The organism is Phycicoccus sp. 3266, from assembly GCF_031456495.1.
GTDB lineage: Bacteria > Actinomycetota > Actinomycetes > Actinomycetales > Dermatophilaceae > Pedococcus.
Genome location: NZ_JAVDUW010000002.1, coordinates 926,384 through 941,252 on the forward strand (window position 1 = coordinate 926,384; position 14,869 = coordinate 941,252).

General features: G+C 72.2%; 14 protein-coding genes. 10 read left to right on the forward strand and 4 right to left on the reverse strand.

The window, feature by feature from the left end; all coding sequences use genetic code 11:
- The first annotated feature begins 130 nt into the window (after positions 1–130).
- From J2X64_RS14245 to J2X64_RS14255, 3 genes are all read left to right on the forward strand, one after another.
- On the forward strand, positions 131–802 hold the full coding sequence (locus J2X64_RS14245) for a hypothetical protein (RefSeq protein ID WP_310155740.1): 672 nt from the start codon (positions 131–133) through the stop codon (positions 800–802).
- Positions 803–869: 67 nt separating this feature from the next.
- Complete coding sequence (locus J2X64_RS14250) at positions 870–2,147, forward strand: patatin-like phospholipase family protein (RefSeq protein WP_310155743.1); 1,278 nt, start codon at positions 870–872, stop codon at positions 2,145–2,147.
- Positions 2,148–2,206: 59 nt separating this feature from the next.
- Positions 2,207–3,058, forward strand: a complete 852-nt coding sequence (locus J2X64_RS14255; protein WP_310155745.1) for an NAD-dependent protein deacetylase — start codon at positions 2,207–2,209, stop codon at positions 3,056–3,058.
- Between the two features lie 20 nt (positions 3,059–3,078).
- Here the strand turns inward: J2X64_RS14255 and J2X64_RS14260 are convergent, their stop codons facing one another.
- Positions 3,079–3,720: a class I SAM-dependent methyltransferase gene (locus J2X64_RS14260; RefSeq protein ID WP_310155747.1), complete on the reverse strand. Its 642-nt coding sequence runs from the start codon at positions 3,718–3,720 to the stop codon at positions 3,079–3,081.
- An 18-nt stretch (positions 3,721–3,738) separates the two neighbouring features.
- Here J2X64_RS14260 and J2X64_RS14265 point away from each other — a divergent pair, with 18 nt between their 5' ends.
- Together J2X64_RS14265 and J2X64_RS14270 are read left to right on the forward strand one after the other, a co-directional pair.
- Entirely contained in the window at positions 3,739–4,257 is a 519-nt protein-coding gene (locus J2X64_RS14265) for an N-acetyltransferase family protein (RefSeq protein WP_310155750.1), read from the forward strand.
- Positions 4,258–4,339: 82 nt separating this feature from the next.
- Complete coding sequence (locus tag J2X64_RS14270; protein ID WP_310155753.1) at positions 4,340–4,759, forward strand: DUF4259 domain-containing protein; 420 nt, start codon at positions 4,340–4,342, stop codon at positions 4,757–4,759.
- A 75-nt stretch (positions 4,760–4,834) separates the two neighbouring features.
- Here the strand turns inward: J2X64_RS14270 and lexA are convergent, their stop codons facing one another.
- A complete protein-coding gene (lexA, locus tag J2X64_RS14275; RefSeq protein WP_310155759.1) occupies positions 4,835–5,560 on the reverse strand; it encodes a transcriptional repressor LexA in 726 nt (241 codons plus the stop codon).
- Between the two features lie 271 nt (positions 5,561–5,831).
- On the opposite strand from lexA, the gene J2X64_RS14280 reads away from it, so the two are divergent.
- From J2X64_RS14280 to J2X64_RS14300, 5 genes are all read left to right on the forward strand, one after another.
- A complete protein-coding gene (locus J2X64_RS14280) occupies positions 5,832–6,230 on the forward strand; it encodes a LysM peptidoglycan-binding domain-containing protein (RefSeq protein ID WP_310155762.1) in 399 nt (132 codons plus the stop codon).
- A gap of 189 nt (positions 6,231–6,419) precedes the next feature.
- Positions 6,420–9,776 carry a formate dehydrogenase gene (gene fdh, locus J2X64_RS14285; protein WP_310155765.1) on the forward strand — a complete coding sequence of 1,119 codons (3,357 nt, stop codon included), beginning with the start codon at positions 6,420–6,422 and terminating at the stop codon, positions 9,774–9,776.
- Positions 9,776–10,855 carry a 4Fe-4S dicluster domain-containing protein gene (locus J2X64_RS14290; protein WP_310155768.1) on the forward strand — a complete coding sequence of 360 codons (1,080 nt, stop codon included), beginning with the start codon at positions 9,776–9,778 and terminating at the stop codon, positions 10,853–10,855. The genes fdh and J2X64_RS14290 overlap by 1 nt, the downstream gene beginning before the upstream one ends.
- On the forward strand, positions 10,852–11,934 hold the full coding sequence (gene nrfD / locus J2X64_RS14295; protein WP_310155771.1) for an NrfD/PsrC family molybdoenzyme membrane anchor subunit: 1,083 nt from the start codon (positions 10,852–10,854) through the stop codon (positions 11,932–11,934). The genes J2X64_RS14290 and nrfD overlap by 4 nt, the downstream gene beginning before the upstream one ends.
- A gap of 49 nt (positions 11,935–11,983) precedes the next feature.
- Entirely contained in the window at positions 11,984–13,327 is a 1,344-nt protein-coding gene (locus tag J2X64_RS14300) for an OFA family MFS transporter (protein ID WP_310155774.1), read from the forward strand.
- A gap of 24 nt (positions 13,328–13,351) precedes the next feature.
- Here the strand turns inward: J2X64_RS14300 and J2X64_RS14305 are convergent, their stop codons facing one another.
- Complete coding sequence (locus J2X64_RS14305) at positions 13,352–13,837, reverse strand: rhodanese-like domain-containing protein (protein WP_310155776.1); 486 nt, start codon at positions 13,835–13,837, stop codon at positions 13,352–13,354.
- On the reverse strand, positions 13,834–14,823 hold the full coding sequence (gene selD, locus J2X64_RS14310) for a selenide, water dikinase SelD (protein WP_310155778.1): 990 nt from the start codon (positions 14,821–14,823) through the stop codon (positions 13,834–13,836). Before selD ends, J2X64_RS14305 begins: the two co-directional genes overlap by 4 nt.
- Between the last annotated feature and the right edge of the window lie 46 nt (positions 14,824–14,869).

The following is a 14,869-nucleotide window of genomic DNA, read 5'->3' on the forward strand; positions in this document are numbered from 1 at the left end:
GAGTTGCGAGTCCGCCCCCAGCAAGCCGACGAGCGCAGGCTCCAATGGCGCGGAGGCGCAACAAGTTGCCGCTGATGGCAACGAGTATCGAATTGTTCCGGCGTGCGAACCGGTTCGGGTTTCGGACACCGTGGGTGGAGACGCGACCAACTGCTCCAACGCCCAGACAGCGTGCAAGTACCGCCTGCCAGCCTCGGACCCGAAGTCCGGCGAGATCCTCTACCGCCTCGAGAGCCGACCCAAGGGCGACCCAAACAGCACCTGGACGCTCGTCCGCGAGATGTGCGGCCTCGACGAGGCACCGCCAGGCGTCCCGGCGCCACCGGCGATCCCGACGCTGGCGCAGATCCAGAACGCGTTCCGGCAGCTGCCGTTCTCCAAGCCGAGCGTCGGCATCGAGCCCGAGGGCAACAAGACCCTCGTGAACCTCCCCACCTACTTCCGCGCCGAGTGGCCGGGCGACGCGGGTCTGCAGCCGGACGAGGTGAGCGCGCCCGTGCAGCTGCTGACCTGGTCGGTCGAGTTCAGGATCGCGGCGCGCTCGTACGACTTCCACTACGGCGACGGCAGCAGCAGCGGACCGACGACCGACCCCGGCGGTGTCTACCCCGACGGCGCGATCCGGCACACGTACACCGAGCCGACAGCAGGAGCGCGGGTCAGCGTCGACGCCCAGCTCACCGCGCAGTACCGCGCCAACGGCGGCCCGTGGCAGGACATCGACTCGGTCACCGACCTCCAGGACGAGCCGGTCACCACGCTGCAGGTCCGCGAGGCGCACGCCCGCCTGGTCACGCACTGACGCCGCGGCCGGTGCCAGCGCTCGCGACGGGCGGCTGTCCGGACCCTCTGCTTGTATCGACCGCACGATGAAGCCCGAGCAGAGCGCCACCACCCGAGCCCTCGACGACGTCGACGCCGACACCGACGTCGAGGACCTCGGCGACGCCGTCGCCCCGCAGGGCCGGCGACGCCGCAGCGGCACGGCCCTGTGCCTGTCGGGCGGCGGCTACCGCGCCGCCCTCTTCCACCTCGGCGCCCTGCGCCGCCTCAACGAGCTCGGCGTGCTCGCCCAGCTCACCACCGTCAGCGGCGTCTCCGGGGGCTCCATCGTCGCCAACCTCGTCGCCGACCCCCGCCTCACCTTCCCTGCCAACGGGGGAGAGGTGGAGGGCTTCGAGGAGTACGTCGCCGCACCCCTCGGCCGCCTGGCCTCCCGAAACATCCGCACCCCGGCGCTGCTGAGCCGCCTGCTGCCCTGGCGGTGGCTGACGTCCGACGCCGCGGTCCGCGCCCTCGCCGACGAGCTCACCGAGACCGTGCAGTGGTGGTCGACCCCCTTGCGCGACAACGCCGTCGCCGGCCCGGCCATCATCACCGGCGCCACGGAGATCGGCTACGGCGTCAACTGGGTGTTCGAGGACCCCACCGCCCACCAGCCGCACGGGCGCGTGGGCGACTACCGCCTCGGGTATGCCACTCCGCCCGACAGCGTGCGCATCGCCGACATCGTCGCCGCGTCCTGCGCCTTCCCCCCGTTCTTCGCACCGATGCTCCTCGACGGCGACGACCTCGGCCTCGCCGGCGGCCACAAGGGACTGGAGTCGGACGACGCCCGGCAGGCGATCCGCCACCGCATCCGGCTCACCGACGGCGGCGTCTACGACAACCTCGGCCTCGAGCCCGTGTGGAAGCGGCACGCCACCGTGCTCGTCAGCGACGGCGGCGGCGTCTTCCGGGCCCGCACGGAACGCACGGTCGCCGGCCGGATGCTGCGGATCCTCAGCATCGCCACGAACGGCGGCCAGTCGGTGCGCTCCCGGTGGCTGCACGCGGCATACGCACGGCAGGCGATCCTCGGCACCTCCTGGGCGCTCGACATGGTGGTGGACGGCTGCTACCCGCGCAGCACGACCGAGCTCATCAACGCCATCCGGACCGACCTCGACACCTTCTCCGAGCAGGAGCGGCACGTCCTCGAGCGCCACGGCTACCTCATCGCCGACGCGCAGGTGCGCGCCCACGCAAAGCACCTGGTCACGCGCGACGTTCCGCCACGACCACCGCACGACGACGTGGCCGACCCGGCCGTGGCCGAGCGGGCCTTGGCCGAGTCGGCGAAGCGACGGCTGCTCGGCCGGTTCTGACGAGGCCGTCCGACCCCGCCACCCCGAGCGGTCCGGCGGCGGCCACGTACGCTTGTCCGGTGACCCAGCCCGCCACCACGACGACGACCGAGGACGACCTCGACCACGTCGCGGCCCTGCTCGACCGGGGCGGTGTCGTCGCCCTCACCGGGGCCGGGATCTCGACGGAGTCCGGCATCCCCGACTACCGCGGACCCGACGGCCAGCGACGCGTCACGCCGATGCAGTACTCCGAGTTCACCGCCTCGAGCGAGGCGCGCAAGAAGTACTGGGCCCGCAGCTACGTCGGGTGGCAGCGGTTCAACCTCGCCCGCCCGAACGCCGGCCACGACGCCGTCGCCCGGCTCCAGGCGAGCGGCCGCATCGGCTCGGTCATCACGCAGAACGTCGACGGACTGCACCAGCACGCCGGTGCCACCGACGTCGTCGAGCTGCACGGCTCGCTGGCCAACGTCGTCTGCCTCACCTGCGGCGACCGCTCCAGCCGCTGGGACCTCGACGAGCGGATGCGCGAGGCGAACCCGTCGTTCACCGTGACCTCCGACGAGATCCGACCCGACGGCGACATCGCGCTCAACGCCCTCGACGTCGAGGCGTTCGTCGTCCCGCTCTGCGTGGTCTGCGGCCGCGACACCCTCAAGCCGGACGTCGTCTTCTTCGGCGAGTCGGTGCCGAAACCGTTGGTGGAGAAGTGCTTTCGGCTGACGGAGTCCGCCAGTGCGCTGCTCGTGCTCGGCTCGAGCCTGAAGGTGATGAGCGGCTACCGGTTCGTCCGCCGCGCCCACGCCCTAGGGATCCCGGTCGCGATCATCACCCGCGGCCCGACCCGCGGCGACGGCGAGGCGACAGTCCAGCTCGACGCCCCACTGGGGCCGACCCTGACCCGCCTCCTCGCGCGGCTCGGCGCCTGACGCTGCGCCTGACGCGGCGCTCAGGACGCGGGGCGCCGCGCCACCAGGACGACGTCGATCGCGTCGCCCCCGTCGGTGTGCCGCACGATCTCCTCGCAGCGCTCGACCTCGAGCTCGGACGCGACCTCGCGCAGCCCCTCGACCGTCTGCAGCAGCGCGGGGTCCTGGGGGCCGCCGACGCCCTCGGTGAGGTTCCGCAGTGCGTGCCCCACGACGACCAGCGCGCCACCCGGTGCCAGCCAGGCCGTGGCCCGGGAGAGCACGTCCTCCGGCAGGTGCAGGTAGGCCACGAGCACGAGGTCGTATGCCGTGTGCGCCGGCGGCTGCCACGACCGCACGTCCGCGACCACCCAGTCGACCCGCAGCCCGCGGGCGGCGGACTCCTTCTCGCCCTTGGCCAGGCCGACGGCCGAGAAGTCGACAGCCGTCACCCGCCACCGCTTGGCAGCCAGCCACACCGCGTGCCGCCCCTCGCCCGCACCGAGGTCGAGCGCGCGGCCCGGCTCCCAGTCGCCGACGATCCGCTCGACCTCGGCGTTCGGCTCGGCGCTCCAGACGTGGGCCGACGCGGCATACCGCTCGTCCCACATCCTCCGGCGCTCGCCGCCGGCGTCGGCCGGGGTGGTGCCCCGCGGGTGCTCGTGGCCGCGTTCCTCGCTCATCCCCCTAGCATCGCCGATATGACCGACCCCGCCACCGCACCCGGGCCCGTGACGGTCCGCGACGCCACCCCGTCGGACCTGGCGGCCATGGCCGCGATCTACGACGAGCAGGTGCGCACGTCGGTGGCGACGTTCGACACGCAGGAGCGCGGCGCGGCATACCTCGGCGAGAAGCTGGCGGCCACCGGGCCCGGTAACGTGGTCCTCGTCGCCTGCCTCGACGACGCGGTGGTCGGCTATGCCTTCTCCGGGCCGTTCCGCCCGCGCCCCGCCTACGCGGGCACCAAGGAGGTGTCGGTGTACGTCGACGCCGGTGCCCGCGGTCGGGGAGTCGCCCGGAGCCTGTATGCCGCGCTGCTCGGCCGGCTGGACGCCGAGCCGTCGGTGCACACCCAGCTCGCGGTCATCGCCCAGCCGAACGAGGCGAGCGAGGCGCTGCACGTGGCGTTCGGCTTCGAGCGGGTGGGGGTCCTGCGCGAGGTCGGTAACAAGTTCGGCCGTTGGGTCGACACCGCCTGGTACCAACGGCTCGCCTGACCCGCGAGAGGGCTGGCGCGGAGGGCTCGGTCTTGGCACTCTCGTGCCGAACAGGTTGGTGCGAGACGTGGGAGGCTGACCCATGGGTGCGACGGGTGTGGGACCGTTCGAGAACGACGACGCCCTCGACTTCCTCGACGACCTCGAGGACTCCGATCCCGAGGCGCGCCGGGAGCGGCTCGAGTCGGCGCTGGGGCAGGTCGTGCGGGCGCGGGACTACATCGAGGCGCCGGTGATGTCCGAGGCGATCGCTGCGGCCGTCATCGTGTCCGCCTGCGACGACCCCGAGTCGGTGGTGGGGGAGCGGAACGTCCCCCGATGGGTGGACGAGGACCCCCTCGACATCGACGAGCGGCTCGAGGAGCTGGCCACGCAGGCGCTGCACCGGGCCCTGCGCTCGGAGGACAACGAACTGTGGGAGCTGTGGGCCGACGGCGACGGCGGCGAGAAGTTCACCGCACGCCTCACGCACTACCTCGACGCGCTCGGCGACGAGAGCTGACCGCTCTGCGCCCGCGCCGCGTCACTGATCCGGACCATGGTCGGTGACGCTGCGTTCGGCGACGGGAGCCCGGCCTCAGACGCGGCGCAGGACCGCGGTGACCTTGCCGAGGATCGTCGCGTGGTCGCCGTCGATCGGCTCGAACGCCGGGTTGTGGGGGAGCAGCCACACCTTGCCGTCGCGGCGCTTGAACGTCTTGACCGTCGCCTCGTTGTCGAGCATCGCGGCGACGATGTCGCCGTTGTCGGCCGTGGGCTGCTGGCGGACGACGACCCAGTCGCCGTCGCAGATCGCCGCGTCGACCATCGAGTCGCCGACGACCTTGAGCAGGAAGAGCGAGCCCTCGCCGACGATCTGCTTGGGCAGGGGGAAGACCTCCTCGACCGACTCCTCCGCGGTGATCGGCACACCGGCGGCGATCCGGCCCAGCACGGGGACGTAGGACGCCTCGGGGCGGGCGTCGCCCATGCCGGTCTCGTCGAACTCCGCGACCTCGTCCTGCGGCGCGGCGCCACCGCGGTAGCCGCGGCCGTCGGCGCCGGCGTCGGGCGAGACGACCTCGATGGCCCGGGGCCGGTTGGGGTCGCGGCGCAGGTAGCCCTTGCGCTCGAGGGTCGACAGCTGGTGGGCGACCGAGCTCGGTGACGTCAGGCCGACGGCCTCGCCGATCTCGCGCAGGCTCGGCGGGTAGCCGCGCCGGTCCACCGAGTTGCGGATGACCTCCAGGACCTTGCGCTGGCGCACGGTGAGGCCGTCGCCACGGTCGCGGTCGGGGAGTTCCTTGACGTTGTCGCCGCTCATGCCGCTCCTCGTTTCTGCAGGTCAGATGCCGTGTGCCCGGCCTCGTCCGCCGGGTGGTCCGCCGTCTCGGTGCCGCCTCGGGCCGCTCCGGGACGGAGCGTTGTCAGTGCCCTCTGGTGTGCTCCTCGACGTGGACACAGCGTATGGCGTTCGAACACAGTTTCCAAACATGTGTTCGACGCGTGTCTTGAAGCATTCGAACATGCGTGCTAGAACTGGCAGCCTACGGTCTTCGGACACCTGTTCGAGGACCATGACGATGGAGGACCCGATGAGTGCAGCAGTCGCCTGGGACGTCACCGCCGCGCCGGTGCGCGAGCCGCGCCGCCCCGCACGCCCGCACCTGGTCTCGGTGCCGTGCGGCGACGAGGTCCGCGTCCCCGCCCCCGCGCCGCTGCGCCTCACCCGTGCGGGGCGGCTCGCCATCACGCTGACCGTGCTCGTGGCCCTGGTCGCCATCGCGGTGGCCACCTTCTCGGGTGGCGCATCGGCCACGACCATCGACCACTCGACGACCGTGCGCTCCGGCCAGACCCTCTCCGAGGTCGCCGCGACGCAGCTGCCCGGGCTGCCGGTGGCCGACGCGGTCGCCCGCATCCAGGTCGCCAACGACCTCGCATCCGACCAGGTGCACGCCGGGCAGATCCTGCTCATCCCCGCCGTCCGCTGAGGCCGCCGGCACGGCACGTCCGTGCCGGCAAGAGCAGCGGCGCCCCTGCGACACGACGCCGGACGCCTGCCTGCTGACCTGCGCCGACACCGTCGGAAGGCCGCTCCGGCAGCTCGTCACGACCTGCCCGGTTCGTCGGGAGTGCGCCGTCGGGGACCCGGAGATATGGTCGCCGCAAGGAGGCTGAACATGAGCTCGAGGAAGACCTTCCTGGACTGGCCTGTGCTCCGACAGGTGCGCAGTGGTGACCTGCTCGGCCGGGGCCCGGCCGTCACGTCCGCGCGCACCCGGTCGATGACCCCGCGCACCGCGACGGCGGACCGGGTCGTGCAGTCCGTGTGCCCCTACTGCGCCGTCGGCTGCGGCCAGAAGGTGTTCGTCAAGGACGAGAAGGTCGTGCAGATCGAGGGCGACCCGGACTCGCCGATCTCGCGCGGACGCCTCTGCCCCAAGGGCTCGGCCAGCGAGCAGCTCGTCAACAGCCCCGCCCGCCAGACCCACGTGCTCTACCGGCGCCCGAACGGCACCGAGTGGGAGCGCATGGACCGCGACACCGCGATCGACATGATCGCCGACCGGTTCGTCGAGACCCGCCGACGGACGTGGCAGGACGCCGACGAGCACGGCCGTCCGCTGCGCCGCACCATGGGCATCGCCTCGCTCGGGGGAGCCACCCTCGACAACGAGGAGAACTACCTCATCAAGAAGCTGTTCACGGCCGCGGGCGCGATCCAGATCGAGAACCAGGCCCGTATTTGACACTCCTCCACGGTCCCCAGTCTGGGGTCCTCGTTCGGGCGCGGTGGCGCGACGCAGTACGTGCAGGACCTGGCGAACGCCGACTGCATCGTCATCCAGGGCTCCAACATGGCCGAGTGCCATCCGGTGGGGTACCAGTGGGTGACCGAGGCACGCCTGCGCGGCGCCAAGGTCATCCACATCGACCCGCGGTTCACCCGCACGTCGGCGACCTCGGACAAGCACGTCCCGATCCGTGCCGGCAGCGACGTGGTGTTCCTCGGTGCCCTGATCAACCACATCCTCACGAACGAGCTGTACTTCAAGGAGTACGTCGTCGCCTACACGAACGCGGCGACCCTCGTGAGCGAGGACTTCAAGGACACCGAGGACCTCGACGGCCTGTTCTCCGGGTACGACGACAAGCTGGGCAACTACGACTCGTCCAGCTGGGCGTACGCCACCGAGGGTGAGGGCGACAACGCCTCGCCGGGCACCATCGGCGGACCCGCGGCAACCCACGAGCACGGCCACAGCGCCTCGAAGCGGTCGGCCGGTGACGAGCACGGCTCCGGGGGCCCGGCCCTCGAGCACGCCCGGGTCAAGCGTGACGAGACGCTGCAGGACCCGAACACGGTGTTCCAGATCCTCAAGCGGCACTACTCGCGCTACACCCCCGAGATGGTCTCCGAGGTCTGCGGCATCAGTGTCGACGACTTCCACTACGTCGCGAAGGCGCTGACCGAGAACAGCGGCCGGGAGCGGACGTCCGCGTTCGTCTACGCCGTCGGCTGGACCCACCACTCGCTCGGCGCCCAGTTCATCCGCACGGCCGCCATCGTCCAGCTGCTCCTGGGCAACATGGGCCGCCCCGGGGGCGGGATCATGGCGCTGCGCGGGCACGCGAGCATCCAGGGCTCGACCGACATCCCGACGCTCTACAACATCCTGCCCGGCTATCTCGCCATGCCGATGGTGGGCAACCACGACACGTGGGACGACTACGTGTCCGCCATCGCCAACAAGGAGCAGAAGGGCTTCTGGGCCAACGCCGACGCGTATGCCGTGAGCCTGCTCAAGGCGTGGTGGGGTGACGCGGCGACCAAGGAGAACAACTGGGCGTACGACTACCTGCCGCGGCTCAGCGGGGCCCACGGGACGTACCAGACGACCATGGCCATGCGGGACGGCGAGGTCGAGGGCTACTTCCTGCTCGGGCAGAACCCCGCTGTCGGCTCGGCGCACGGTCGCATGCAGCGGCTCGCCCTGGCCCAGCTGAAGTGGCTGGTCGTCCGCGACCTGCAGATGATCGAGTCCGCCACGTTCTGGAAGGACGCCCCCGAGATCGCCACCGGCGAGCTCGAGACGGAGAAGATCGGCACCGAGGTGTTCTTCCTCCCGCCGGCCTCGCACGTCGAGAAGGCCGGCACGTTCACCCAGACCCAGCGGCTGCTGCAGTGGCGGCACAAGGCGGTCAACCCGCCGGGCGAGTGCCAGAGCGAGCTGGAGTTCTTCTACGAGCTCGGCAAGCGCATCCGCGCCCGGCTCGCCGACTCCGACGACCCGCGCGACCGGCCGCTGCTCGACCTCACGTGGGACTACCCCCTCGACGAGGACGGCGAGATCAGCGGCGACGCGGTCCTGCAGGAGATCAACGGGCGTCACCTCTCGGGTGACAAGGCCGGCGAGCTCGCGGGCATGTACACCGAGCTCAAGGCCGACGGGTCCACGAGCTGCGGCTGCTGGATCTACTCCGGTGTCTACGCCGGGGGCGTCAACCGCTCCGCCAACCGCAAGCCCGCGCGCGAGCAGGGCCCGACGGCCCAGGAGTGGGGCTGGGCCTGGCCCGACAACCGCCGCATCCTCTACAACCGTGCCTCCGCCGACCCCGAGGGCAAGCCCTGGAGCGAGCGCAAGAAGTACGTCTGGTGGGACGAGGAGCAGCAGACCTGGACCGGCATCGACACGCCGGACTTCGTCAAGACCAAGGCACCGTCGTACCGCCCGGAGCCGGGCACCGGCGGACCCGACGGCCTCGCCGGTGACGACCCGTTCGTCATGATGGCCGACGGCAAGGGGTGGCTCTTCACGCCCAAGGGCATGCTCGACGGGCCGCTCCCGACGCACTACGAGCCGCAGGAGTCCCCGGTCCAGAACCCGCTCTACGGGCAGCAGAGCAACCCCGCGCGCAAGGTCTTCCCGCGCAAGGACAACCTGTTCAGCCCGTCCGGGACGCAGCCCGGGTCCGACGTCTTCCCGTTCGTCTTCACGACGTACCGGCTGACCGAGCACCACACGGCCGGCGGCATGAGCCGCTGGCTGCCGTACCTGTCCGAGCTGCAGCCGGAGTTCTTCTGCGAGGTCTCCCCGGAGCTCGCGGCCGAGCGCGGCCTCGTCAACGGCGGCTGGGCGACCATCGTGTCGGCCCGGTCGGCGATCGAGGCACGGGTGCTGGTCACCGAGCGCATGACGCCACTGCGGGTCGGCGGGCACACCATCCACCAGGTGGGGCTGCCCTACCACTGGGGCGTCGGCGGGGACGCCATCGTCTCCGGTGACGCCGCGAACGACCTGCTCGGCATCGCCCTCGACCCCAACGTGCAGATCCAGGAGTCCAAGGTGGGCTCGTGCGACATCGTCCCGGGTCGGCGCCCGCGTGGCGAGGCCGTGCTCCGGCTGGTCGAGGAGTACCAGTCACGGGCCGGGGTCACGGTGGAGACGAGCAACCAGCTGCGCACCAACGCCGGATCGGCCGCGGCGCGCGCCGCCGGGGCGGATGCCGGCACGACCGAGGAGGCAGACGCCTGATGGGGTTCTGGCAGCACCAGCTCGCAGGCCCGACCGACCCGTCGCACGACGCGGCGTGGGAGGACCCCGAACCCCGCAAGGGCTTCTTCACCGACACCTCGATCTGCATCGGCTGCAAGGCCTGCGAGGTGGCGTGCAAGGAGTGGAACGCCATCCCCGAGGACGGCCTGACGCTCACCGGCAACTCCTACGACAACACCGGTGGCCTCGGCGCGAGCACGTGGCGCCACGTCGCGTTCATCGAGCAGACCACCGACCGCGTGCAGGAGGCGCGCGAGTCGGGGCGCAAGCTGGTGGACCTCGGTATGCCGGCGCTGCGGCCGCCGGACGCGCCTCACCCCGGCCCGTCGGGGGCTGCCGGCACCGCGCCCGCTGCGCTCGAGGGCGTCGTGCCCACCGCCGTCGGCGACGACGGCTCGCTCGACGCCATGGCAGCGGCCGCCCGGACCGCCGAGGCGACCGGCACGCTGCCGGACTTCCGCTGGCTGATGGCGTCCGACGTGTGCAAGCACTGCACGCACGCCGGGTGCCTCGACGTCTGCCCGACCGGTGCGCTGTTCCGCACCGAGCACGGGACGGTCGTCGTCCAGTCCGACGTCTGCAACGGCTGCGGCTACTGCGTGGCCGCGTGCCCGTTCGGCGTCATCGAGCGGCGCGAGGACAAGCGGGCCGACAAGCGGGACGGCGGCGTTGTCTCCAACGTCGGCGTCGCCCAGAAGTGCACGCTCTGCTACGACCGGATCGGCCACGACCAGACGCCGGCGTGCGCCCAGGCCTGCCCGACGACGTCGATCAAGTTCGGCACCCTCTCGGAGATGCTCGACACCGCGCGTGACCGGGTCGAGGTGCTGCACGAGAACGGCTTCACCGAGGCCCGGCTCTACGGCGCCAACGCCCACGACGGTGTCGGCGGCACGGGGTCGGTCTTCCTCCTGCTCGACGAGCCGGAGGTCTACGGCCTGCCGCCGGACCCCCGGGTCCCGACGGCCGACCTGCCCGAGATGTTCCGCAAGGCGGGCTTCGCCGCGGTGGCGATGTTCGGCATGGCTGTGGCCGCGTTCGCTGGGAGGCGCCGATGACCACCAACCCGCTCGACGCGGACCGTCCCCCCGAGCTGCCGCGCAGCCGTCGCGACCAGAACGGCGCCGGTGGCAAGGGCGGCGGCGGCCGACGCCGCCGGGACGAGTCGGTCATGGTCCCGGACGCGCAGTTCTCGAGCTACTACGGCCACAACGTCGTCAAGCCCGCACCGTGGGGCCACGAGATCGCCGCGTACCTGTTCCTCGGTGGCCTCGCCGGCGGGTCCGGGCTCGTGGGTGCGGGCGGCGCGCTGACCGGCCGTCCCGCGCTGCGGCGCACCGGCCGTGTCGCGGCCCTCGCGTCCGTCGCCCTCGGCGGCGCCGCCCTGGCCAAGGACCTCGGCCGGCCGGAGCGCGCGCTCAACATGCTGCGCGTCGCCAAGCTGACCTCGCCGATGTCGGTCGGCTCGTGGATCCTCACGGCCTTCGGCACGTTCGCCGGGGCGGCCGCAGCCACCGAGCTCGCCGAGGCCGTGCTCCCGCGGCGGTCCCGCCTGGCCCGGCTCGCGCGGATGGCCGACCCCGTGGCCACCGCGGGCACCACCGCGTTCTCCATGCCCCTCGCGGCATACACCGCCGTGCTCCTAGCCGACACGACCACGCCCACGTGGCGCGAGTCGTTCCGCGAGCTGCCGTTCGTCTTCGTCAGCTCGGCCAATGCCGCGGCCGCGGGCCTTGCCCTCGTCGCGACACCGGCCGAGCAGAACGGCCCGGCGCGCAAGCTGGCGGCGATCAGCGCGACCGTCGAGCTGGGGGCGTCCGAGCTCATGGAGCGCCGGATGCACCCGCTGGTCGCCGAGCCGCTGCACGAGGGGCGCGCGGGCGGGATGCTCAAGGCCGCCAAGGTGCTGACGGCCGGGGGAGCGGTCGGTGCGGCGCTGTTCGGGCGCAACCGCACGATGGCCGGGCTCAGTGGGATGGCCCTGCTCGCCGGGTCGGTGCTGACACGGTTCGGCATCTTCGAGGCGGGCATGGAGTCCACCAAGGACCCGAAGTACACGGTGACACCGCAGAAGGAACGGCTGGAGGAGCGCCGCCGCCGGGGGGAGACGAAGGACTCGATCACCACGGGCCGCTGACCGGCGGATCGTGCAGGGGCCCGGCACCCGGGCGAGAAGGGAGAGCGCATTGAGCGACAGCACTCGCAGCACCACGGTGGGGTCCCCGGGCCCCGCCGCGCCCGCCACCTCGGGCCGGACCCACAACCGGTGGGTCATCCTCGTGTGCGCCATCCTCGTCCAGCTCGCGATCGGCTCCGTGTACGCGTGGAGCGTGTTCGCCAAGGCGCTGCAGGAGCCTGACGCGTTCGGCTGGTCCAAGGCCAAGGCGGCGGTGCCGTTCAGCGTCGTCCTCGGCATGATCTTCATCGGCAGCTTCGTCGGCGGCCGGCTGCAGGACCGCCGCGGCCCGCGCGTCGTCGCCCTGACCGGCGGGATCATCTACAGCGTCGGCGTGATCCTGGCGTCGTTCGCGACGAACAAGGACATGTTCTGGCTGCTGGTGCTCGGCTACGGCGTCATCGGCGGCTTCGGCCTCGGCATGGTCTACATCGTCCCGATCGCCATGCTGCAGAAGTGGTTCCCGGACAAGCCGGGCCTCATCACGGGGCTCGCCGTCGCGGGGTTCGGCTTCGGCGCGGTCATCACGGCGCCCGTCGGCCAGGCCCTCATCGACAACACCCCGTCGCAGCCCACGCGGGCGTTCCTCTGGCTAGGCATCGCCTACCTCATCGCGCTGCTGATCGGCACGACGTTCTTCGCCAACCCACCCGTCGCGGCAGCGGCGGCCACCGACCGCTCGGCCGCGCCGGCCACGACGAACGCCCCGGCCACGACCACTGCGGACCCCGTCTCCGGCGAGCCCGACTTCGAGACCAACGAGGCCCTGCGGACGCCGCAGTGGTACCTGCTCACCCTCATCCTGACCATGAGCGTCACCGCCGGCATCTCGCTGATCGCGGTGGCAGCGGGCAGCGCCACCGACATCGCCGGCTACTCCAAGACGGCGGCCGCGAGCCTGGTCGGCATCCTGGCCGTCTTCAACGGCGGCGGGCGCATCCTGTGGGGCTGGCTGTCCGACCTCGTCGGCAAGATGCCGGCGTTCCTCGGCATCCTCGGCATCCAGGCCGTCTGCCTGCTGCTCATCCCGCACGCCAGCAACACCGCGATGTTCGCGATCCTCGCCGCGCTGATCTACACCTGCTACGGCGGGGCCTTCGGCACCATGCCGTCGACCGCGGGCCGGTTCTTCGGCGTACGCAACGTGGGCGCGATCTACGGCCTCATGCTCGTCGGCTGGAGCATCGGCGGCGTCATCGGCCCGCTGCTCATCGCGAGCCTCATCGGCGACACCAAGGCCTACACGCGGGGCTTCACCATCATCGGCATCATCACGATCGTCGCGATGGTCATCCCGCTGATCACCCGCAAGCCCCACCACGACGGAGCGCGCGCGGCGGCCACCACCCGCTGACCGCTCCGATACCCCTCGCGGGTCCTACTCGCGGACGTCTGCCGGCCCCCAGTGGGTCGGCAGACCCGCGTGCAGCCAGGCCTCGACGCCGCCGATGACGTCGGTGGCGTCGAGGCCGAGGTGCTGCAACGACGCCGCGGCCAGGCTCGAGCTGTAGCCCTGCCGGCACAGCACCACGACCAGCCGCCTCGGGTCGTCCGCCTCCGGGATGCGCCAGGGGCTCGCCGGGTCCAGGCGCCACTCCAGCACCGTGCGGTCGATGACCAGCGCCCCGGGCAGCTCGCCCTGGCGGGCCCGCTGGGGTGCCGTGCGCGTGTCGACGAGCAGGGCCCCCGCGTGCACCGCCTCGTATGCCGCGTGCGGCGTCAGCCGGTGCAGGCCGGCCCGGGCGCGAGCCAGCATCGCGCCGACGCCGACGTCCTGGCGGTCGCGCTCCGTCCCGACGCCGACGGTCGGGGCCAGGCACTCCTCGGCCAGGACAGCCGTGTCGAGGCGGTCCTCGACGGTCACCGGACCACCAGCACGGCGTCGCCGCGGGGCACGAACTCGCCGATGACCGGCGCGCCCGGCACCTCACCGGCGAGCAGCAGCCCGCCGCTCGTCTGGGCGTCCGCGAGCAGGACGAGCTCGTCGTCGTCCACGGAGGCCGACAGGCTCGGGCGCACCCAGTCGAGGTTGCGCCGGCTGCCGCCGGGGACGAAGCCGGCGGCGAGGGACTCGCGGGCGCCCTCGAGGTAGGGGACGGCTGCGGCGTCGACGACGGCGGTCACCCCGGAGGCGCGCGCCATCTTGTAGAGGTGGCCGAGCAGGCCGAACCCGGTGACGTCGGTGGCCGCCTCGATCCCGGCGTCGAGCGCGGCCCGTGACGCGGCCGCGTTGAGCGCGGCCATCGAGGCGATGGCGTGCTCGAACACCTCGCCCGTCGCCTTGTGCCGGTTGTTGAGCACCCCGACGCCGAGCGGCTTGGTGAGGGAGATGGGCTGGCCGGCCCTCGCGGCGTCGTTGCGCAGCAACCGTCTCGCGTCGGCGACGCCGGTGACGGCCATGCCGTACTTGGGTTCGGGGTCGTCGATGCTGTGGCCGCCCGCGACCGGGCAGCCCGCCTCGCGTCCGATGTCGAGGCCGCCGCGCAGCACCTCGCGGGCCAGCTCGACCGGGAGGGTGTCCCGGGGCCACCCGAGGAGGTTCACGGCCACGACCGGACGTCCGCCCATGGCATACACGTCCGAGAGGGCGTTGGCCGCGGCGATGCGCCCCCAGTCGTAGGCGTCGTCCACGACGGGGGTGAAGAAGTCGGCGGTGGCAAGGACGGCGATGTCGCCCTCGATCCGGACGGCCGCGGCGTCGTCGCCGGCGTCGAGCCCGACGAGGAGGCTCTCCGAGCCCTCGCCGACGAGGTCGCGGACCATGTCCTCGAGCTCGCCCGGCGGGATCTTGCAGGCACAGCCGCCGCCGTGGGCGAACTGGGTGAGGCGCAGCGCCGAGGCCGTGGTCATGGCCTCGACTCTAGGTCGCCCTCTGCAACCAAGCAGCCCCGACCGC